The organism is Nonomuraea fastidiosa, from assembly GCF_042751225.1.
Taxonomy (GTDB): domain Bacteria; phylum Actinomycetota; class Actinomycetes; order Streptosporangiales; family Streptosporangiaceae; genus Nonomuraea; species Nonomuraea fastidiosa.
The window spans coordinates 1,842,429-1,863,923 of sequence record NZ_CP170570.1; the positions used below are offsets into that span (position 1 = coordinate 1,842,429).

Here is a 21,495-nt window from a genome sequence, read left to right on the forward strand (position 1 = left end):
GCTGTCTCAGAATTGCCTAGTGAACGCGAGCAAAAGCTTTGTGGTCAAGTCCTCGGCCTATTAGTACCGGTCAGCTCCACACGTTACCGCGCTTCCACCTCCGGCCTATCAACCCGGTCATCACCCGGGAGCCTTACCCCACAACGTGGGTGGGAGACCTCATCTCAAGGCGAGCTTCCCGCTTAGATGCCTTCAGCGGTTATCCCTTCCGAACGTAGCCAACCAGCCGTGCACCTGGCGGTACAACTGGCACACCAGAGGTTCGTCCGTCCCGGTCCTCTCGTACTAGGGACAGCCCCTTTCAAGTCTCCTACGCGCGCAGCGGATAGGGACCGAACTGTCTCGCGACGTTCTAAACCCAGCTCGCGTACCGCTTTAATGGGCGAACAGCCCAACCCTTGGGACCTACTCCAGCCCCAGGATGCGACGAGCCGACATCGAGGTGCCAAACCATCCCGTCGATATGGACTCTTGGGGAAGATCAGCCTGTTATCCCCGGGGTACCTTTTAGCCGTTGAGCGACACCGCTTCCACACGCCGATGCCGGATCACTAGTCCCAGCTTTCGCTCCTGCTCGACCCGTCAGTCTCACAGTCAAGCTCCCTTGTGCACTTACACTCAACACCTGATTGCCAACCAGGCTGAGGGAACCTTTGGGCGCCTCCGTTACCCTTTAGGAGGCAACCGCCCCAGTTAAACTACCCACCAGACACTGTCCCCGATCCGGATCACGGACCAGAGTTAGACGTTCAAAACGACCAGAGTGGTATTTCACCAACGACTCCACCCGAACTAGCGTCCGAGCTTCCCAGTCTCCCACCTATCCTACACAAGACGCTCCAAACGCCAATGTCAAGCTGTAGTGAAGGTCCCGGGGTCTTTCCGTCCTGCTGCGCGTAACGAGCATCTTTACTCGTAGTGCAATTTCGCCGGGTCTGCGGTTGAGACAGCGGGGAAGTCGTTACGCCATTCGTGCAGGTCGGAACTTACCCGACAAGGAATTTCGCTACCTTAGGATGGTTATAGTTACCACCGCCGTTTACCGGCGCTTAAGTTCTCACCTTCGCCAACTTACGTCAGCTAAGCGGTCCCCTTAACGTTCCGGCACCGGGCAGGCGTCAGTCCGTATACATCGTCTTACGACTTCGCACGGACCTGTGTTTTTAGTAAACAGTCGCTTCCCCCTGGCCACTGCGACCCCCACCAGCTCCAGCAGCAAGTGCCATCACCAGCAGAGGTCCCCCTTCTCCCGAAGTTACGGGGGCAATTTGCCGAGTTCCTTAACCACAGTTCACCCGATCGCCTTAGTATTCTCTACCTGACCACCTGAGTCGGTTTAGGGTACGGGCCGCCACAACACTCACTAGAGGCTTTTCTCGGCAGCATAGGATCATCCACTTCACCACAATCGGCTCGGCATCACATCTCAGGCAAAAGGAACGCGGATTTGCCTACGTTCCGCCCTACATGCTTACCCCAGGACAACCATCGCCTGGGCTGGACTACCTTCCTGCGTCACCCCATCGTTTACCTACTACCCGATCGGTTCAAGCGTTCACCCTGACAGTCATCCCGAAGGACAACCCGAGCTAAGGACTCTTAGCATCACGAGGTTCAGTATGGGCGCGTTGAAGCGGGTACGGGAATATCAACCCGTTGTCCATCGACTACGCCTGTCGGCCTCGCCTTAGGTCCCGACTTACCCTGGGCGGATTAACCTGGCCCAGGAACCCTTGGTCATCCGGCGCGAGGGTTTCTCACCCTCGATTCGCTACTCATGCCTGCATTCTCACTCGCACAGCCTCCACAACTAGATCACTCTGCTGCTTCACCGGCTGCACGACGCTCCCCTACCCACCAACAGGCTCAGTGTCCTGTCAGTGCCACGACTTCGGCGGTGTGCTTGAGCCCCGCTACATTGTCGGCGCAGAATCACTTGACCAGTGAGCTATTACGCACTCTTTCAAGGATGGCTGCTTCTAAGCCAACCTCCTGGTTGTCTCTGCGACTCCACATCCTTTCCCACTTAGCACACGCTTAGGGGCCTTAGTCGGTGATCTGGGCTGTTTCCCTCTCGACTACGAACCTTATCGCCCGCAGTCTCACTGCCACGCTCTCACTTACCGGCATTCGGAGTTTGGCTGACGTCAGTAACCTTGTCGGGCCCATCGGCCATCCAGTGCTCTACCTCCGGCAAGAAACACGCAACGCTGCACCTAAATGCATTTCGGGGAGAACCAGCTATCACGGAGTTTGATTGGCCTTTCACCCCTACACACAGATCATCCCCCAGGTTTTCAACCCTGGTGGGTTCGGTCCTCCACCCAGTCTTACCTGAGCTTCAACCTGCCCATGCGTAGATCACCCCGCTTCGGGTCTACAGCATGCGACTCAAACGCCCTCTTCAGACTCGCTTTCGCTACGGCTCCCCCACACGGGTTAACCTCGCCACACACCATAACTCGCAGGCTCATTCTTCAAAAGGCACGCAGTCACATCACAGCTGAGCAAGCCCAGCTAAGCTCCTACGGCTTGTAGGCACACGGTTTCAGGTACTCTTTCACAACCCCTCACCGGGGCACTTTTCACCTTTCCCTCACGGTACTCGTGCACTATCGGTCACCAGGGAGTATTTAGGCTTACCAGGTGGTCCTGGCAGATTCACACAGGATTCCTCGAGCCCCGTGCTACTTGGGATCCCCTCCAACAGTCCATCCAATTTCGCCTACCCGGCTCTCACGGTCTACGGCGCCCCTTCCCAGAGGCTTCAGCTATCAGACGGATTTATCACTGCTCGTGGCTCCGGCAGAAGCCACCGGAAGGTCCCACAACCCCGAACATGCAACGCCTGCCGGCTATCACACACGCCCGGTTTAGCCTCATCCGCTTTCGCTCACCACTACTCACGGAATCACTATTGTTTTCTCTTCCTACGGGTACTGAGATGTTTCACTTCCCCGCGTTACCACCAACCGCCCTATACATTCAGGCGGAGGCAACACCACATGACTGGTGCTAGGTTTCCCCATTCGGACATCCCCGGATCAACGTCTGGTTGGCGACTCCCCGAGGCTTATCGCAGCCTCCCACGTCCTTCATCGGCTCCTGATGCCAAGGCATCCACCGTGTGCCCTAAAAAACTTGGCCACAAAGATGCTCGCGTCCACTATGCAAATCTCAAACAACAAACAGCGACTCCAGACCCCACCATCAGCACAACACCGACGATGTTCGCTGGCCCTGTCTCCAAGGAACCGGTCGCCCGTTTCCTCAGGACCCAACAGTGTGCCCAAGCTCCCCAAGCCCCCGCACGCCCGTTCCCACTCCCAGCCCCCTTAGAGGATGGGCGGTACTAGCACGCCGACAACCCGGCAAACCTGAATAACCAGTGCTCCACTAGTGAGCTGTCACCCCACCACACGAACGGTGATGCAAGGTGAAAAGGCTCCTTAGAAAGGAGGTGATCCAGCCGCACCTTCCGGTACGGCTACCTTGTTACGACTTCGTCCCAATCGCCAGCCCCACCTTCGACCGCTCCCCCCACAAGGGTTGGGCCACGGGCTTCGGGTGTTGCCGACTTTCGTGACGTGACGGGCGGTGTGTACAAGGCCCGGGAACGTATTCACCGCAGCATTGCTGATCTGCGATTACTAGCGACTCCGACTTCATGGGGTCGAGTTGCAGACCCCAATCCGAACTGAGACCGGCTTTTAGGGATTCGCTCCACCTCACGGTATCGCAGCCCTCTGTACCGGCCATTGTAGCATGTTTGCAGCCCAAGACATAAGGGGCATGATGACTTGACGTCATCCCCACCTTCCTCCGAGTTGACCCCGGCAGTCCCCCATGAGTCCCCAACCCTCCGAAGAGGTTGCTGGCAACATGGAGCAAGGGTTGCGCTCGTTGCGGGACTTAACCCAACATCTCACGACACGAGCTGACGACAGCCATGCACCACCTGTCACCCAGCCCAAAAGGGAAACCCCATCTCTGAGGCGGTCCGGGTGATGTCAAACCTTGGTAAGGTTCTTCGCGTTGCGTCGAATTAAGCAACATGCTCCGCCGCTTGTGCGGGCCCCCGTCAATTCCTTTGAGTTTTAGCCTTGCGGCCGTACTCCCCAGGCGGGGCGCTTAATGCGTTAGCTCCGGCACGGAGATCGTGGAAGACCCCCACACCTAGCGCCCAACGTTTACAGCGTGGACTACCAGGGTATCTAATCCTGTTCGCTCCCCACGCTTTCGCTCCTCAGCGTCAGGTAAGGCCCAGCAAGCCGCCTTCGCCACCGGTGTTCCTCCTGATATCTGCGCATTTCACCGCTACACCAGGAATTCCACTTGCCCCTACCTACCTCTAGCCGGCCCGTATCCACCGCAGACCCGCAGTTAAGCTGCGGGCTTTCACGGCAGACGCGACCAGCCACCTACGAGCTCTTTACGCCCAATAATTCCGGACAACGCTTGCGCCCTACGTATTACCGCGGCTGCTGGCACGTAGTTCAGCCGGCGCTTCTTCTGCAGGTACACGTCAACTTCGTCCCTGCTGAAAGAGGTTTACAACCCGAAGGCCGTCATCCCCCACGCGGCGTCGCTGCGTCAGGCTTCCGCCCATTGCGCAATATTCCCCACTGCTGCCTCCCGTAGGAGTCTGGGCCGTGTCTCAGTCCCAGTGTGGCCGGTCGCCCTCTCAGGCCGGCTACCCGTCGTCGCCTTGGTAGGCCACTACCCCACCAACAAGCTGATAGGCCGCGAGCCCATCCCCAACCGAAAAAAACTTTCCACCACCAGACCATGCGGCCGGAGGTCGTATCCGGTATTAGACCCAGTTTCCCAGGCTTATCCCAGAGTCAGGGGCAGGTTGCTCACGTGTTACTCACCCGTTCGCCGCTCGAGTACCCCCGAAGGGGCCTTTCCGCTCGACTTGCATGTGTTAAGCACGCCGCCAGCGTTCGTCCTGAGCCAGGATCAAACTCTCCAAACAATGTCTGGAAAACAATCCCAGCCGGCATCAACAACATTGATGCCAACTAAAAGGAATCCACGTCATGGAAACATGACGGGGTAATGCATCATGCACTGGCTTTTAACACACTGTTGAGTTCTCAAGAAACGGACGCGTACATCCCCGACCGAAACCACATCCGCGATCCCGGCGGCGGAGGCGTTCACTCCGTTCGTTTTGTTGTGTCTTAATCTTTTCAGCCGCCCCGAGCCCTGTCAAATTGACCCGACTCGAACGACTTGCCAAGAATTAAGCCGCATCCCCTTTCGGAGACAACCCCTCTAACTTACCAGCCGATCCGAACCGATGCGTAATCGTCGGCCGGACGACCTTGAAGGTAGTGGGATTTGCCGGGCATCTTCGGGGCTCTGGGAGCCCCTCGGCGGCCCTGCGGGAAGCAACTCTAGCAGTCTGCACGACCTACTCGAGCCCACTCAGGTAATCAGCAGGTACTTCCCTGCCCTCTAGACACTCAAACCTCGGCATGTCACTGCCCATCCGGAGTGGAGGGGCAAGCCGACGGCAAGTCATCCGCAATCGCGCCCAGGTACGAAGTAGGTCACGAGCAGACTCCGCTCACGGAGGGGTGACCGCTATGACCCGGTCGGAGTTCGACGACATCCGCGCGTTCCTCGCCGACAAGACGACCCACCTCGGAGACCTGCTGGGGATCGCCAGGACTCTGATCGACGACCTGGAGCACGCCCGGTTGCGCGAGGCCTCCCTGCGCAACGACTACCTGCGGCTGCTGACCGCGGCGCGGGCGACGGTGGCGGCCGACATCGCGGGTGAGCCCGACCCCCTGGCCTTCATCCGGCACGAGCTGGCCGAGCGGGGCCAGTTGCCCGAGGACGATGAGGCCGTACAGCACATCCTCGCCGACGCACGCGCAGCCGCCGCCCTGCGCGCCTACCTGGAATCCCGGCCCGATGAGAGCGAGGCGCACGGAGGCCAGATCCATGAAGGTCAACCTCACGAAGGCCAGACTCACGAGGGTCCGGATCACGAGGGTCGGCCATGGCCGAGCCAGCCTGTGACCGGCGTCCCCGGAGAGGAAGCGCCTCGGGAAGGACACGCCGGGGCAGGACCGGCGTCACAAGGGCCGGCACCGTACGAGTACGAGCCGCCCAACACCGGCGCCCCTCTGCCGGACGGCCCCCTCATCGACCCGACGATCACCGGCCCGACCTTCGTCGGCCCGACGTTCACCGGCCCGACGTTCACCGGCCAGGACTTGCCGGACCCTCACGTCCACTCCACCCCGAGCCTCGGCCCGTCATCACCCGACCCGCTACCCCAAACCGAGGCCCCGGCGAACCGTGCCCTGTCGCGTCCCCGCGGCCCGCGGATGCGGAGCTGCGTCGGCACCGGACGACACCTCCGCCGGTGAACCACTCCGATCTCCCACAGACCCCCAGTACCGCCACACATGCGATGACATGATGACGACTTCGGGCATACCCGCCCTTGGCCGACCGCCTGTAAGACTGCGCATATGTGGCAACGTGGGCTGAACTGGGCGGCTGTCGTCCTGGTCGGGCTGTTCGGCCTGATGTGGGTCGGCATCGTGATTTATGCGGACCTGGGGTCGCCCCTGTGGATGCGCGTCGTCCAGATCGTCTTCGGGGTGCTCCTCTTCGGCTGGGCCGTACGGAAGGCGTTCCTTCTGATCAGCCGGGCCATATGACAGACGACATCGGCCGAGCGCACAGCGCCCGCATCCAGAAAACGAAAAAGTCCCCGCCTCCGGACGAGCCGGAGGCGGGGACTCTACTTGGTAGCGGGGACAGGATTTGAACCTGCGACCTCTGGGTTATGAGCCCAGCGAGCTACCGAACTGCTCCACCCCGCGTCGGTGTGCTGTACATACTCTACAGGCTCCGCAGGAGTGCTTTGACCATCGAGGCCGCTGACACCCCTGAAGCCTCCGGATCATCGGATCCGATCATGCAGAAAGCCCGGGTCTCCATCCCTGGATCCCGGGCTCTCGCCTTGGTAGCGGGGGCAGGATTTGAACCTGCGACCTCTGGGTTATGAGCCCAGCGAGCTACCGAACTGCTCCACCCCGCGTCGTCGCGCTCTTGAAGGCTACCGGGCGACGCGGGGCGGGCGCAAACCGAATTGCTAGCCGGTCGGTGACGGGCTGGGCGAAGCCGACGGCGAACCCGTCGGAGTGGCTGACGGTGACGCCTCCGGAGATCCGGTGGGCGACGGCGCCGGCGACGCCTGCTGCTTCTGCGCGCTCTCCAGCTGCTGCAGCGCCTCCTCCAGCCGCTTCTGGGCGTCGCCGTAGGCGTCCCAGTCGGGCGGGCTGGCCTGTAGCGCCTTCTGCGCGTCGGAGTAGGCCTTGCGAGCGTTGGAGATCGCGTTGTTGAGCGCCGTGCTGGCCTGGTCGGGCCGGGCCTGCTCCTCCGTCTGCTCCTGTTGCTGCTCCTGCTCCTGCTCCTGCTGTTGCTGATCCTGTTGCTGCTGCTCGGTGCCGAAGACCTCCTTGAGCGCGTCCTCCAGCGTGCGCGCCACACCGATCTTGCTGCCGAACGAGACCAGCACGCGCTGCAGGATCGGGTACGGCTCCTGACCGCCGCCCGCGGCCACCTGGATGTACACCGGCTCGATGTAGACCAGGCCGCCCGCGTACGGGAGCGTCAGCAGGTTGCCGTAACGGACCGACGAGGCACCGACGCCCAGCAGGTTCAGCTCACCCGCGAAGCGGCTCTGGAAGGCGTTCTGGGCCTGTCCTGGGCCGGGGATCGGGGTGCTGGACGGCATCCGCAGGATGCGCATCCGGCCGTACTCGCCGCTCGCCGAGGAGTCGACCGCCATGAACGCCGCCAGGTTCGGACCCTGACGCGGCACGAACGTGGTGGTCAGCGAGAACGTCGGCTGGCCGCCCGGCATCGTGGTGGTCAGGTAGTAGGGCGGCTGCTTGATGTTCTTGTCGTCCTGGGTCGGGTCGTTGGGGACGTTCCAGAAGTCCTGGCCGCTGTAGAAGGCGGCCGGGTCGGTGATGTGGTAGCGCGACAGCGTGTAGCGCTGCACCTTGAACAGGTCCTCCGGGTAGCGCACGTGCTGGCGCAGCTCAGAGCTCATCTCCGAGGCCGGGCGGACCGTGCCGGGGAAGGCCTTGCTCCAGGTCTTCAGCACCGGGTCGTTGCTGTCCCAGGCGTAGAGGCGGACCGTGCCGTCGTAGGCGTCGACCGTGGCCTTGACGGAGTTGCGGATGTAGTTGATGCGGTCGCTCGGCTGCTGGGCGATGACACGGCGGTCGGTCGAGGTGTCGCGCGTCATCTCGCCGAGGCTCTCGCTCTGCGAGTACGGGTAGTCGTTGCTCGTCGTGTAGCCGTCGACGATCCACTGCACCCGCCCGTCGACGATCGCCGGGTAGGCGTTGCCGTCGAGGGTGAGGTAGGGCGCGACCTTCTGGACCCGCTCACGCGGGTTGCGGACGTACAGGATCTTGGAGTTGTCGTTGATGTCGCCGGACAGCAGGATGTTCGCCTCGCCGTACTTGGCGGCGTACAGGAGCCGGTTGAAGAACGAGCCGACGGGGACGCCGCCCCGGCCGGTGTAGGTGGTGTTCTTCTGCCCGGTGCCGCCGGTCTCCGGGTAGTCGAGCTCCTGCGGCGCGTTGGGGTTGCCGCCGGCGATGACGTATTGGGCCGATGCCGGGTCCTCGCCGTAGTAGATGCGCGACTCCTTGAGCTGGGTGCTCTGGACCAGCGGGCCCGTGACCGGCATGTCCTTGGCGTCGTACGCGGGCAGGCCGCTGCTGTCGACCTGGTTGCCCGGCGCGGCGACGAAGCCGTAGCCGTGGGTGTAGACGAGGTGGCGGTTGATCCAGTTGTTCTGGCCCTCGGGCGGGCCGTCGAGCTCGCGGACGCCGACGATGTGGTCGATCAGCTTGCCCGAGCTGTCGGGGTAGCGGTCGACGTCGAGCGGGTCGGCGAAGCTGTAGAAGCCCCTGATGCGCTGGGTCTGCTCGTACGTCGAGGAGACCAGGGCCGGGTCGAGCAGGCGCACGCCGGAGACGGAGGTGTCGCCGCTGGCCTGCACCTTGCTCGGGTCGGCCTGCGCGTTGTACGTCTCGACCTCGACTTTGTCGACGTTGTACGCCTCGCGCGTAGCCTCGATGTTGCGCTGGATGTACGGCGACTCCTTGCCCTGCTGGTTGGGCTTGACCTGGAACTGCTCGACCAGCGCCGGGTAGACGCCGCCGATGAGGATGGCCGAGAGCACGAGCAGGCCGAAGGAGACGCCGGGCAGCATGCCGCCGGGCCGGATCACGCCGGCGAAGAAGAGCACGGCGCAGATCAGCGCGATGATCGCGAGGATGGTCTTGGCCGGCAGGACGGCGTTGACGTCGGTGTAGGAGGCGCCGTGGACGAAGCCCCGGTCGGAGAAGACGAGTCCGTACCGGTCGAGCCAGTAGGCCACGGCCTTGAGCAGGACGAAGACGCCGAGCAGCACCGACAGGTGGATGCGGGCGGCGCGCGAGGCGTGGACGCCGGGCTGCTGGAGGCGGAACCCGCCGTACAGATAGTGCGTGATCGTCGCCAGCACGATCGAGATGATCACGGCGGTGAACAGGAAGTTCAGCACCATCCGGATGAACGGGTAGTCGAACATGAAGAACGAGATGTCGATCCCGAACAACTTGTCCGTCTTGCCGAACGACTCCCCGTTGACGAACTGCAGCCACGTGCCCCACTGGCCTGAGAACGAGGATCCGGAGAAGAGCGCCAGTAGCGCCATACCGACGATGAAGATCAGCTTGCGGTGCGGGTCGAGCGCCATGCGGTAGCGGTCGGCGCCGCTCGCCCCGCCGAACATCGCCGGCCCGAACATGGGCCTGGTGCGGAAGGCGAGCAGCATGTTGCCGCCCGCGATGGCGACCATGAGCGCCGCCCCGACCAGGAACAGCACGATCTGGGTCAGCACCACCCCGCTGAAGACCGTGGTGAAGCCGACCGAGTCGAACCACAGATAGTCGGTATAGATGCCCGAGAACAGGAAGAACAACGCGACGATCGCCACGAGGGCTATCGCCACAGGCAGAAGCAGTCGCGGTCGGCGGGGCAAGCGCATCGCCCTGCCGGCTCCTGGGGTCCGGAAGCTCAAGGCCAACCCCTCGTCGTAATGAAGAAACGGTCCGTGTCTGGCAACCTACACCGCAGCGCCAGCCGTACGGCTAACGCACGACGACCGCCAGAAGTTTCATCCGGCGTCGCATGCGGGCACATCGCCCTTGCCGGTGCGCAGCGCGTCGAGCGCCGCCACCGCACTGTGCAGTGTGTCGGCCCTGACCAGCCGCAGCCCGTCAGGAACGCTTTTGAGCGCCTCGGCGCAGTTGTCGGCCGGGGTCAGGAAGATCGTGGCGCCGGACTTCTTCGCGCCGACCATCTTCTGCGCGATGCCGCCGATCGCGCCGACCTCGCCCGCGGGGGTGATGGTGCCGGTGCCGGCGATGTTCTTGCCGCCGGTCAGCTCGCCGGGGGTGAGCTTGTCGATGATGCCGAGTGAGAACATCAGCCCGGCGCTGGGCCCGCCCACGTCGCCGACGTTGATGTCCACTTCGAACGGGAACTTGTACTTCGCCTGCATCATCACGCCGACGACGCTCTGTGACTTGGGGCCCGCGACGGTCGGCACGGTGACGTCGAGCTGCTGCGTGCCTCTGGTGACGGTGAAGGTGACGTTCTCGCCGGGTTTGTGCGCCTTGACCGCGTCGGCGACGGCCGTGACGTCGTTGGTCGGCTTGCCGTCGACGGCGTTGATCTCGTCGCCCTTGAGCAGCTTGCCGTCGGCGGGGCGGCCCTTCTCTGTGGAGACGACGCCCACGACCATGGTGTAGGGGATCTTCAGCTCGTTGAGCGCGGCGGCGGTGGCGGCGTCTTGGGAGTCGGTCATCTCGACGGAGTTCTCCTGCTCGACCTCCTCCGGGGTGCGGTCGGGCGCGAAGATCGTCTCCTGCGGCACCACCGCGACGGTGGGATCGATCCAGCCGCGCAGCGCGGTCAGCAGGTCGATCTTGGCCGCGGGGCCGCCCTGATAGGCCACCGTGACGAGCTGTAGCGCGCCGCTGGTGGGATAGGTCTGCCTGCCCTTGATCGAGATGACGGGCTTGTTGTCGACCAGGCCGATCGTGTTCTCGGTCGGGCCGGGGCTCAGCACGACGTACGGGACCGGCTGGAACGCGCCCACCACGCCGAGCGCGAGTACGAGGAATCCCGCGAGCAGGAGGGTCAGGGCGCGTCGTGACATGTCTTCGAGCTTATTCGCCGGCGCCGACCCACTCGGTCTCGCCGTCGGCGAACGTCTGGTGTTTCCAGATCGGTACGCGCGCCTTGAGGTCGTCGATCAGCCGGCGCGCCGCCTTGAACGCCTCGTCCCGGTGAGGCGCGGCGACCGCGACGATCACCGCGATGTCGCCGAGCGCCAGATCGCCCACCCGGTGGACGGCGGCGACGGCGGTCACCGGGAAGTCGGCCGCCACCTTCTCGGCCACCTGGCGCAGCTCGGCCTCGGCCGTCGGATGGGAGGAGTAGGACAGAGCGGTCACCTGCTTGCCGTGGTCCTGCTCACGTACGGTGCCCAGGAACAAGGCGGTGCCGCCCGCGGCGTGGTCGCGCACGGCGGCCAGCACCTCGTCGACGGAGAGCGGGGTCTCGCGTATGCCGAGCAAGCGGATGACGTCCACGGAAAGAGCCTAACCGTTACGAGCGACGCTTCTTGCGTACCTGACGGACGATCGCGGCGGTACCGATGACGGCGACGGTCGCGCCCGCGGCGGTGAGCGTGGCCTCCTTGACGGGCAGGCGGCGCCCGACCACGGTCGTACGGTTCTCGCGCAGCTCCAGGAGCTGCCGGAACGCGGCCTCGTTGGTCCACTGCGGCTTCCAGCCGGCCTCGCGCAGCGTCGCGCAGTCGACCACCCACGGATAGACGACGTAATGGAGATCGGTGGCGGGCGCCGGGGTGACGCCGAGCCGGTGCAGGCGCTGAGCGGTGCCGAACGTCACGCCCGCGGGCAGCTCAAGGCTGCGGATGCCGGACAGCTCCTCGATCTGCTCGTGTTCGAGCCAGCCGTCGCTGCCGACCGCGACCACGCCGCTGACCAAGCCGCGCGCGGCCATCTCCAGAGCGGAGACCAGGTCGTCGATGTGGCAGAACTGCCAGCGCGGGCTGCAGCCCTTGACCGTGAGCAGCCTGGGCGACTCGAAATGGCGGGTGATCACGGTGTCGACGCCGGGGCCGACGACGGCGGCCGGGCGCAGCACGGTGACCTCCAGGCCGGGGTGGCTGCGCAGGGACCTGCGTACCAGGGACTCGATCTCCAGGAAGTCGCCGACCACGCCGGTGTCGGGCTCGGCTGCCACGGGGGCGTCCTCAGGCAGCGGCACCTCGTTGTCCGGCGCGGCGCCGTACACCATCGCGCTCGTGACGAGCACGACCTTGCGCACGCGGGCGGCGGCGCAGGCGGTGAGCACGGTCTGCGCGGCACGCAGGTTGTACGCCCGCCGCTCCCCCGGGTCGGAGTCGACGGCGTAGTCACCGGCGAGATGGACCAGGACGTCGATGTCGGAGATCCGGTTCGCCAAGAGCGGATCTCGTACGTCGATCACTCTCCACGTGGCTTCCTGGACGTCGCCGCGCTGCTCGTCGATGGCCACCACTCTGCGGAAATCCGCGGCGGATACGAGCCTCGCGAGCAGCTCGCGGCCCAGGCCGGAGGCCGCGCCGGTGACGGCGACGACGGGTTGGCGCGAGCGTTTCGAGGTTGGCACCAGGTCCTCACTTTGCACTGATCCGCCGTAGGACGACTAACGTGGCGGATGTGGACTCCTCCATCCTGCACGAGGTAGAGCGGTGACTGACCTGCCAGGTCGCGAAAACGACCCCAACGAGAACCCGTTCGCCATGTTCGGCAACCCTGAGCAGATGGCTCAGGCGATGCGCCAGTTCGCCGACATGCTGTCGGCGCCGCAGGGTTCAGGCCCTGTCAACTGGGACATGGCCAAGAACATCGCCAGGCACTCCGTGGTGGCCGGTGGCGACCCGAGTGTCATGGAAGGCGAGCGCCGCCAGATCGTCGAGGCGCTCAGCCTGGCCGACCTGTGGCTCAACGAGGCGACGACGCTGCCGAGCGGCGTGTCGACGCCGCAGGCCTGGAGCCGGTCCGAGTGGATCGAGAACACGATCCCGATCTGGCGCAAGCTGTGCGAGCCGATCGCCGAGCGCATGGTCGAGACCATGGGCGGCGCCATCGGCGGCTCGGGCCTGCCTCCCGAGGCCCAGCAGATGGCGGGGCCGCTGCTGGGGATGCTCAAGCAGATGGGCGGCATGATGGTCGGCCAGCAGATCGGGCAGGCGATCGGTTCGCTGGCGCGCGAGGTCATCGGCACCACCGACATCGGGCTTCCCCTGTCCGACACGGCCGCGCTGCTGCCCGGCGGCATCGCGTCCTTCAGTGAGGGCCTGGAGATCCCCGCCGACGAGATCCGCCTCTATCTGGCGTTGCGCGAGGCCGCGCACCACCGGCTGTTCCAGCACGTGCCGTGGCTGCGGTCCCACCTGCTCGGCGCGGTCGAGGAGTACGCCAGGGGCATCACGGTCGACACCTCCAAGCTCGAAGAGCAGATCCGCGGGCTCGACATCAACAACCCGCAGGCCATCCAGGAGGCGCTGAGCGCGGGCAACCTGCTCAAGCCCGAGGAGACCGAACGGCAGAAGGCCGCGCTGTCCCGCCTTGAGACGATGCTCGCGCTGGTCGAGGGGTGGGTGGCCACCGTGGTCGACAACGCCGCGCAGGGCAAGCTGCCCTCGGCGGTGGCGCTGGCCGAGACCCTGCGCAGGCGCCGGGCCACCGGCGGGCCGGCCGAACTGACGTTCGGCACGCTGGTGGGGCTGGAGCTGCGGCCGCGCCGGCTGCGCGAGGCCGCGGCGCTGTGGAAGGCGCTGGAGGAGGCGCGCGGTCTCGACGGGCGTGACGCGGTGTGGAACCACCCCGACCTGATGCCGACGGCCGACGATCTCGACAACCCCGACGCGTTCGTACGCGGTGAGACCACCTGGGACATCTCCCAGCTGGAGGCCAAGCCCGAGGACGGCGGCGCGAGTGACGGCGAGGGCGGCGACAAGGGCGGGGAAGGCGCGAGTTGAGCCTGCACGCCGACGCGGTGACGGTGCTGTCCTCCTGGACCGCGCCGACGCCCGAGGAAGAGGCGCTGCGCCTGGAGTTCCTCGACCACCTGCGGACCCACGACGACGCGATGCTGCGCCAGTGCGTGCCCGGGCATCTGACGGCGACGACGGCGGTGCTGTCGCACGACGGATCCCAGGTGCTGCTCACGCTGCACCCGAAGGCCAAGATGTGGCTGCCGATGGGCGGCCACTGTGAGACGTCCGACGCCTCGCTGGCCGAGGTGGCGCTGCGGGAGGCGTGGGAGGAGTCCGGCATCACCGGGCTTCACCTGCTGCCCGGACCGCTCGCCGTGGACAAGCACCTGGTGTGGTGCCATCCGCCGCACAGCTGGCATCTCGACGTGGAATACGCGGCGGTGGCGCCTCCCGATGCCACGGCCGTCATCAGCGACGAGTCGCTCGACCTGCGGTGGTTCCCCGTCGATGACATCCCCGAGCCGTCCGACGAGGCCACAAGACGGCTGGCCGCACGCGGACGCGAGGCGCTTAACTCGGGCTCACGCACACTTGGCTAGAGTCCTTTTGCGTCGTTCCAAAGGGGGGCTCGTGTGGAGGGTTCGGCCGTCGGTGGCACGATCGTGACTCCGGTTCGCAAACGCCGCAGGCTGCCACGGACGGCGCTGACCTGGATGGCCGTGACGCCGTTCGCCGCGTGGGCGGTGGCCAGGGTGGCCGGCCTCGAACGCGGGTCGCTGCCGACGCAGCTCATGACCGCGACCCCGTACGCGGCGGCGGGCTCGCTGCTGCCCCTCATGATCGCCGCGCTCGGACGCAGGCGTGCCGCCACCGTCGTCGCGCTGCTCGCGACGACGGCGCTCGGCTTCAGCGTGCTGCCCAGGGCGCTCGGCACGGCCGACGCGGCGGCCAAGGGCAGGCCGATGCGGGTCATGACGGTCAACATGCTGTTCGGCAAGGCAGACGCGGAGACGATCCTGCGGCTCGTACGCGAGTTCCGGCCCGACGTGCTGAGCACCCAGGAGCTGACCCCTGGAGCGGTCGAAGACCTCGACGCGGCGGGGCTGAAGGAGCTGATGCCGTACCGGGTGCTCGAGGCCGAGTGGAACGCGAGCGGCAGCGGGCTGTTCTCCAGGCACCGCATGGAGCCGCTCGCGGGCTGGAGCCCTCCTGCCGGGCACCACATGCCGGCGGCGACGATCGCGCTGCCCGGGGGCGAGCCGATCGAGTTCATCGACGCCCATCCGTTCCCGCCGCTCGGGCCGCAGGTCGCCGACTGGGAGCGGGCGCTGGAGTCCTTTCCGCCCGCCTCCCCCGACCGGATCCGGATCATCGCCGGCGACTTCAACGCCTCGCTCGACCACTCCTCCATGCGCAGGGTGCTCGCACGCGGCTACAAGGACGCCGCCGACGAGGTCGGGGCCGGGCTGATCCCCACCTGGCCGGCGAACAAGAAGGTGCCGCCGCTCATCACCATCGATCACGTGCTGGTGGACCGGCGGGTGGGGGTGCATGAGGTCAGTGTGCGCGACGTGCCGTTCACCGACCACCGCGCCGTGCTGGCCCGGCTCATCGTGCCCTGATCGGCGCCCGTGCCCGATCCGTGCCCCTGCACCGGCCAGCCCGGCCTGCTGCGCTTCGAGCGATGTTCGGCGCTCTCCCGGCTCACTGAGCCCCGATCAGCGCCCTCGTGCTCTCCCAGCCTTCCAGGCCGGGGTCGAGGCGGGCGAGGTCGCCGGGGGTGCGCAGGCGGTGCCAGCCTGGCGTGGTGGCCACCCTGCGGGGTCCCGGCGCCTGCGCGCGCAGCTCTTTCACGATGTCGTACGCGTCGAGGTCGGGCTCGGCCCACGCCGGCGCGGGCAGGCCGCAGGCCAGGGCGACGGCTCCGCCGTTCTCCGCCGGGCAGACCGTGATCTCGGCGCGGCCCAGCTCCCTGAACAGCTTGCCCACCAGCAGGGGCGGCAGGTCGGGCGCGTCGGCGCAGATCACCGCCGCCTGGTCGGCGTCGAGGCGGGCGAGCGTGGTCTTGAGCGGCTCGTTCTCGGCGATCGTGATGACCTCGGTGCCCGGCCAGACGATGTCCTCAAGGCCGGGGACGCTGGTGGCGAGCACGGGGGTGACGAGGTCGAGCGCGGCGGCCATCTCGTACGTGTCCTCGGCCACCGCTTCGAGGAACCTTTCGGGATCGACGCCGGGCGGCGCCGCCTGCGCCATGTGCGGATGAACCAGGACCGCGACGATCCGCGTCAACACTCCTCCGGTGCGGTGTGGGCCGCGGCGGAGAACCCTTCGAGGAACCCGCGGGCCCGCTCCGCCTTCGGATACTGTTCTACCAGCGCCCAGAACTTCGGCCCGTGGCTGGGCACCAGCAGGTGCACCAGCTCGTGGATGATCACGTAGTTGATGACCCATTCGGGCAGGCCCTTGAGCCTGGTGGAGATCCTGATCGCACCCGTCTCCGGGGTGCACGAGCCCCAGCGGTGCCGCTGGTTGTCCACCCAGCGCACGCTCACCGGGTCGGGCTCGCCGTCCAGATATTTGGCCGACAGCTCTTTGGCCCTCTCCAGCAGAGCCTCGTCGGTCGGTCTGCGACGGCGTTCCTTCGCGGCCAGCCGATCCAGCATGCGGCTCACCCATTCATCCGCGTCTTCACCGCTCAGCCAGGCGGGCAGGAGCACGATCGTCTTGTCGCCGTCACGGTAGGCGGAAACCGTACGCCGGCGACGAGAACTGCGACGAACCTCGACTGTCTCGGGGGGCACATATGCACGTTAGCCGAGACTGACGAAATTCCACAGAGGGTGGAGCATGTTTCTGCTGGTCAGATGATTAAGACCCGGTGAATTTGGGCACGCGCCTTTCCCGATGGGCGGTCAGCCCCTCGATCATGTCGGCGGAGGCCATGGTCACGGGCTGGGCCAGAGATTCCCACATCAGCGCGGCTTCCAGGTCTTGATGGTCTTGGTTGAGGGCTACTTTGGTGAGCCGTGTGGCAATGGGGGCGTTCTGGGCGATCTTCCGGGCGATGGCTTCCACTTCCGACATTAGATGATTTTTCGGGAAAGATTGATTTACCAGACCTTTGCCGGCCGCTTCCCGCCCAGACACGCTGCGACCGGTCAGAAGCATCTCCCGCGCCAGCCGCGCGCCCGCGCGCTGAGGCAGCAGGTACGTCGCCGCCATCCCCGGGTGCAGGCCCAGTGACGTGAACGGGGCCAGTAGCTTGGCGTCGTCGGCGGCGTACACGAGGTCGCAGGCCAGCGCCACGCACAGGCCGGCCCCACCGCCGGGCCGTTGACCGCCGCGATCGTGGGGATCTCGAGCTCGGTGATCGCCAGCCAGGTGCGGTAAAAGGCGAGCATGCGGTCGCGGAGCTGCGGGACGGCCTCCGTACCGCGCTCGCTGATCCACGACAGGTCGCCGCCCGAGGAGAACGCCGTACCGGCGCCGGTGACGATGACGCAGCGCGCCTGCCTGTCGTCGCGCAGCTCGGCCATGACCGCGCGCCACTCGGCCGTCATGGTGTCGGTCATGGCGTTGCGCATGTCGGGGCGGTTGAGGGTGATGAGCACGACTCCGTCGTCTTTGCGATCAACCAAGAGCTCGTTCATGCGGGGAGCGTAACTTGCAGGGGTCCCGTAGGCAGGGGGTTCCGTAGGTAGGGGTGCGCGCGAGATTCGGGTACGCGCGGATGCGCGCGGGAGTCGTCACCACAGGTGCATGGGGAGTCGTTGGCGTCGCTAGCACGGGCGCACGGGGAGTCGCTGGCGTCGCTAGCACGGGCGCACGGGAAGTTGCTGGCGCCCTTAGTACTCCAGCCGCATTTAGTGATCGATGATTCGTCGCTGTCGCTGGTAATGGCAGCGGCGGGCGCGGGCTTGATGCCGACGTCGCCACTGTGACCAGCGGATTCGATGACTGGCAGGGTGCCGGGGCTGGGCAAGATGAGCATGCAGACGCCGGATCTCGTTGACGGTAAGCGGGATCAGCTCGCCGGAATCGTCACCGTTCGCACCCTCAAGCTGTGATCGTCCCTGTCGGCAGGGCCCCCTGTGTGGCCAGGCCCGAGAAAGCCTCGCCCTGCTGAGCGCCCGTTGCGCCGGGTGGGCCGGCGGCGAGGAAAGCCAGGTGAGCGTGAGCGACCATGGCCAACGTGACGTGCCGATACCAGGCCAGGTGCTTGCGGACCTGGTAATGGTCCAGGCCGACCTCGTTCTTGGTGGCCTGGAAGCATTCCTCCACGCTCCACCGCGATCCCGCCACTCGCACCAGCTCCGGCAGCGCGACCGGGCCGGTGGCCCAGCAGGTGTAGAACGCCAGCTCGCCGGAATCAGTGATGGAGCGGCGGGCCAGCAGCCACTCGGCCGGGCCGAGCGGGATCCACGCCCAGTCGTAGTAGCGGTGGCCCTTGGCACCCTGGCCGCAGGAGTAACGCTGCCACGCCTGCTCCTCCAGCGCGGCGAAGACCTCATCGGCACGCATCTTCCGGCCGGCCAGCACGATCGGGTGGTCACAGGAGACAGCGAACACGTAGCTCAAACCCCGGCTGCGGCACCGCTCACGCAACACGGGGTTGTCGCCGTAGCCCTCATCCGCGGTGAGCCAGGCGAAGGTGAGCAGCGGATCGTCGGCGGCCCGCTCGATCATCCTCCAGGCCAGCTCCGGTTTGGTCGCGAACTCCACCTGCTCCGGGATGCCGGCGTCGGTGCGCCGCTCGGGTGCGGTGAACCAGGAAGCGGGCAGATACAGTTCCCGGTCGATCAGCACCCGTTGCCGGCCGGGGTGCAGGTAGGAGGCGAACACTCCGACCTGACAGTTGGTGATCTTTCCGGCCGTGCCGGTGTACTGGCGCTGCACCCCGGCCGAGCGGCGGCCCTTCTTCTCGAACCCGGTGTCGTCGACCACCAGCACCCCGTCCAGGCACCCGAGCCGCTCGGCGACCTGGGCCCGCAGTGCATCCCGGACCGCATCGACGTCCCAGCGGGCGTGGTTGAGCAGTCGTTGCATCCCGTCGGGTGTCGCGTCTCCGGCGAACTCGGCCAGGGACCAGCCGTTCTTGCGTTCCAGCGAACTCAGCAGGCCCAGCAGGTAACCACGCGCTCTGATCCGCGGCTCACGCCGGCCGAAGAACGGTGCCACTACCTGCGCGAACAGGTCATCGAACGCATCGGCCCATACACGCGGGTCGATTTCGGCTACCGTGGCTGCCACGGCCACCGCCGATCATCTGGATTCCACACACCCACATGATCACTGCGGTGGCCGTCTCACGTCTCAGCCTCGACCAGATCGAGATCTCGAAGTGCGGCTGGAGTATTAGCACGGGCGCACGGGGAGTCGTGGGCGCAGGTGCACGGGAGTCGTTGGCAGGGGTGCCGCAGGGAGGCCCATAGGTCCGGGACGGCACGACCGGTTGGCGGATTATCCACAGGCCGCTCCGCGTGTAGTCAGTTATCCACAGTCCGTGGCGAAGTCCCTCCTGATCTTGGTCTGACGTGGAAACTTTCCCGGCATGAGGCCACGTGTGAAGCCCGCTCTGCGGCACCTCTCGCGCGACGAGACCACCGTCCAGTTCGGCACGCATCCGCTCAGAGCGGTCATGTTGAGCGGCCTGAGCGAGCGCGTGCGCAAGTGGATCGCGAGTCTCGACGGCACGCGAGACCTTCAGGCCGTGCTGCAGGATGCCGTACGTGCGGGGCTCGATGAGCCGCGCGCCCGGTGCCTGATCGACCACCTCACCGGCCAGGGCGTGCTCCACGACGCCTCGGCCGCTCCTGGGTGCCTCGGTGAGCTGCCGTTGGCCCAGCGCGACCGGCTCAGGCCCGACCTCGACGCCCTCGACCTCGCCTCCAGCGCGCCCGACGGGATGCTCACGACGTTCGAGCGCCGCCGCAGGGCGCGGGTGCGGGTGTACGGTGCCGGCCGGGTCGGCGCGCAGATCGTCGCCCTGCTCGCGGCCGCCGGGGTGGGCACCATCCGCGTCCTCGACCCTGATCCCGCCCGTCCCTGCGACCTCACGCCAGGCGGGCTGACCTGGGCGGAGGTCGGCCTTCCCCGCGAGGCGGGCGCCGTCGCCGTGGCCCGCCGCCTCACCGCAGGCGACCCGCCTCCGCCGTCCCAGTTCCAGGCCCACGACGCGGTCCGGCCCGCCCCCTCCCCCGCCGTACCGACCGTGTCGGCACGCTTCCCGCAGGACTCAGTGGTGAAGTGGGGCGGCATCACCCCGTCCATCGCCGACAAGGCAGCCCAGGCCATGGGCAGCCGCTCTGACGCACGGCAGGCCGGAGGGCCTGCGGCGCGGCCCGCCAGGGGAACGGCACAGAAGCCAGGCCGGGGAACCGCACAAGAGCCGGCCGAAAGCACGGCGCAGGGACCGACCGGACGGAAGACACAGGGACCGCCCGGACATGAGCCACAGGAACGAGCTGAACGGAAGACGCAGGGACCAAGCGCAGAGACGGCGCAGACCCCAGACAAAGGGACGGCACAGACCTCAGACACACGACCGGCACAGACCCCGGACACGCGAACAGCACAGGTCCCGGACACGCGAATGGCACAGGTCCCGGACACAGGGACCGCACAGAACTCGGTCACGGCGAGGGCGCAGAGCCCGAACAGAGGGAGAGCGGAGAAGGGAGGCGAAGGGAGGAAGCCGGAGAGAGGCGCGGGAGGTGCAAGAGGTGAAAGAGACGGACGAAGGGCCAACGGGCCGGTCGGAGTACCTCGTGTCAGCGCGTACGAGCGGGAGCTGGGTGAGGAGGCATGCCGGCCGACGGTCAATGTGCTCGCCGGAGGGCCGTATCTTGGGGACAGGACAGATCGGCCTGACCTCGTCATTTTGGCGCCGGTCACACCCCTCGACGGGGTGCTGGTCAATGAACTGATCGACTACGACATCCCCCACCTTCTCGTATCCGCCTTCGAGGGGCACGGCGCGGTGGGCCCGCTGGTCCTGCCAGGGCTCACGGCGTGCGTTCACTGCCTCGACCTGGCCCGGCGCGACCGCGATCCGGGCTGGGGCATGGTCACGGCGCAGCTGGGCGGCTATCCGCCCGGTGAGATCGCCTGCGACGTGGCGATGGCGGGTGTCGTCGCAGCGGGGGCGGTGGGGCACGCGCTGGCGTTCCTCGACGGAAGGACACCCACTGTGACCAACGGCACATTCGAGGTAACGCCTGATTGGCAGTGGATAAGAAGATCGTGGGTGATACATCCGCAATGTCGCTGTATGCGAAACAAACGGTATTCGCTAAGAATGGTCATGGCACCCAACCGTGACTGACGTGCTCAAAGGATGATCACGAAGGGGGGAAGCGGTATCTCGCCGAGGTTCCGCG

At 66.0% G+C, this 21,495-nt stretch carries 13 protein-coding genes, 2 tRNA genes, 2 rRNA genes and 1 pseudogene; 6 read left to right on the forward strand and 12 right to left on the reverse strand.

Features of this window, described 5'->3' with window-relative positions; genetic code table 11:
* Positions 1-40 precede the first annotated feature (40 nt).
* Both ACFMQL_RS08300 and ACFMQL_RS08305 read right to left on the reverse strand, forming a co-directional pair.
* Positions 41-3,147: ribosomal RNA gene (locus ACFMQL_RS08300) — 23S ribosomal RNA — on the reverse strand.
* A 306-nt stretch (positions 3,148-3,453) separates the two neighbouring features.
* Positions 3,454-4,978: ribosomal RNA gene (locus ACFMQL_RS08305) — 16S ribosomal RNA — on the reverse strand.
* Together the 16S and 23S rRNA genes form the textbook arrangement of a ribosomal RNA operon.
* Before the next feature lie 616 nt (positions 4,979-5,594).
* On the opposite strand from ACFMQL_RS08305, the gene ACFMQL_RS08310 reads away from it, so the two are divergent.
* Both ACFMQL_RS08310 and ACFMQL_RS08315 read left to right on the forward strand, forming a co-directional pair.
* Positions 5,595-6,389: a hypothetical protein gene (locus ACFMQL_RS08310; RefSeq protein WP_364069122.1), complete on the forward strand. Its 795-nt coding sequence runs from the start codon at positions 5,595-5,597 to the stop codon at positions 6,387-6,389.
* A 105-nt stretch (positions 6,390-6,494) separates the two neighbouring features.
* Positions 6,495-6,686 carry a hypothetical protein gene (locus tag ACFMQL_RS08315; protein WP_364069120.1) on the forward strand — a complete coding sequence of 64 codons (192 nt, stop codon included), beginning with the start codon at positions 6,495-6,497 and terminating at the stop codon, positions 6,684-6,686.
* Between the two features lie 88 nt (positions 6,687-6,774).
* Here the strand turns inward: ACFMQL_RS08315 and ACFMQL_RS08320 are convergent.
* From ACFMQL_RS08320 to ACFMQL_RS08345, 6 genes are all read right to left on the reverse strand, one after another.
* Positions 6,775-6,851 (reverse strand) — tRNA-Met (locus tag ACFMQL_RS08320).
* 141 nt (positions 6,852-6,992) lie between these two features.
* Positions 6,993-7,069, reverse strand: a tRNA-Met gene (locus ACFMQL_RS08325).
* 54 nt (positions 7,070-7,123) lie between these two features.
* Entirely contained in the window at positions 7,124-10,084 is a 2,961-nt protein-coding gene (locus tag ACFMQL_RS08330) for a UPF0182 family protein (RefSeq protein WP_378785136.1), read from the reverse strand.
* A gap of 129 nt (positions 10,085-10,213) precedes the next feature.
* Entirely contained in the window at positions 10,214-11,260 is a 1,047-nt protein-coding gene (locus ACFMQL_RS08335; protein ID WP_364069116.1) for a PDZ domain-containing protein, read from the reverse strand.
* Between the two features lie 10 nt (positions 11,261-11,270).
* Positions 11,271-11,696, reverse strand: a complete 426-nt coding sequence (locus tag ACFMQL_RS08340; RefSeq protein WP_364069115.1) for a molybdenum cofactor biosynthesis protein MoaE — start codon at positions 11,694-11,696, stop codon at positions 11,271-11,273.
* A gap of 16 nt (positions 11,697-11,712) precedes the next feature.
* Complete coding sequence (locus ACFMQL_RS08345; RefSeq protein WP_378790146.1) at positions 11,713-12,786, reverse strand: NAD-dependent epimerase/dehydratase family protein; 1,074 nt, start codon at positions 12,784-12,786, stop codon at positions 11,713-11,715.
* A 130-nt stretch (positions 12,787-12,916) separates the two neighbouring features.
* On the opposite strand from ACFMQL_RS08345, the gene ACFMQL_RS08350 reads away from it, so the two are divergent.
* The 3 genes from ACFMQL_RS08350 to ACFMQL_RS08360 all read left to right on the forward strand — a co-directional run bounded on the left by ACFMQL_RS08350 (position 12,917) and on the right by ACFMQL_RS08360 (position 15,738).
* On the forward strand, positions 12,917-14,158 hold the full coding sequence (locus ACFMQL_RS08350) for a zinc-dependent metalloprotease (RefSeq protein ID WP_364069132.1): 1,242 nt from the start codon (positions 12,917-12,919) through the stop codon (positions 14,156-14,158).
* Positions 14,155-14,715, forward strand: a complete 561-nt coding sequence (locus tag ACFMQL_RS08355) for an NUDIX hydrolase (protein ID WP_364069113.1) — start codon at positions 14,155-14,157, stop codon at positions 14,713-14,715. Before ACFMQL_RS08350 ends, ACFMQL_RS08355 begins: the two co-directional genes overlap by 4 nt.
* Before the next feature lie 63 nt (positions 14,716-14,778).
* On the forward strand, positions 14,779-15,738 hold the full coding sequence (locus tag ACFMQL_RS08360; RefSeq protein WP_378785138.1) for an endonuclease/exonuclease/phosphatase family protein: 960 nt from the start codon (positions 14,779-14,781) through the stop codon (positions 15,736-15,738).
* Positions 15,739-15,820: 82 nt separating this feature from the next.
* On the opposite strand, the gene ACFMQL_RS08365 is transcribed toward ACFMQL_RS08360, so the two are convergent.
* The 4 genes and pseudogenes from ACFMQL_RS08365 to ACFMQL_RS08380 form a co-directional block, all read right to left on the reverse strand.
* Complete coding sequence (locus ACFMQL_RS08365) at positions 15,821-16,405, reverse strand: hypothetical protein (RefSeq protein ID WP_364069109.1); 585 nt, start codon at positions 16,403-16,405, stop codon at positions 15,821-15,823.
* Positions 16,402-16,917, reverse strand: coding sequence for a M48 family metallopeptidase (locus ACFMQL_RS08370; protein WP_364069107.1), 516 nt, complete (start codon positions 16,915-16,917; stop codon positions 16,402-16,404). Before ACFMQL_RS08370 ends, ACFMQL_RS08365 begins: the two co-directional genes overlap by 4 nt.
* Before the next feature lie 67 nt (positions 16,918-16,984).
* Positions 16,985-17,766: pseudogene (locus tag ACFMQL_RS08375) on the reverse strand (enoyl-CoA hydratase/isomerase family protein).
* Between the two features lie 406 nt (positions 17,767-18,172).
* Positions 18,173-19,309 (reverse strand): IS701 family transposase, encoded by a 1,137-nt coding sequence (locus ACFMQL_RS08380; protein ID WP_364070935.1) that lies wholly within the window; start codon positions 19,307-19,309, stop codon positions 18,173-18,175.
* A 370-nt stretch (positions 19,310-19,679) separates the two neighbouring features.
* Here ACFMQL_RS08380 and ACFMQL_RS08385 point away from each other — a divergent pair, with 370 nt between their 5' ends.
* Positions 19,680-21,440, forward strand: a complete 1,761-nt coding sequence (locus tag ACFMQL_RS08385) for a ThiF family adenylyltransferase (protein WP_378785140.1) — start codon at positions 19,680-19,682, stop codon at positions 21,438-21,440.
* Positions 21,441-21,495 lie beyond the last annotated feature (55 nt).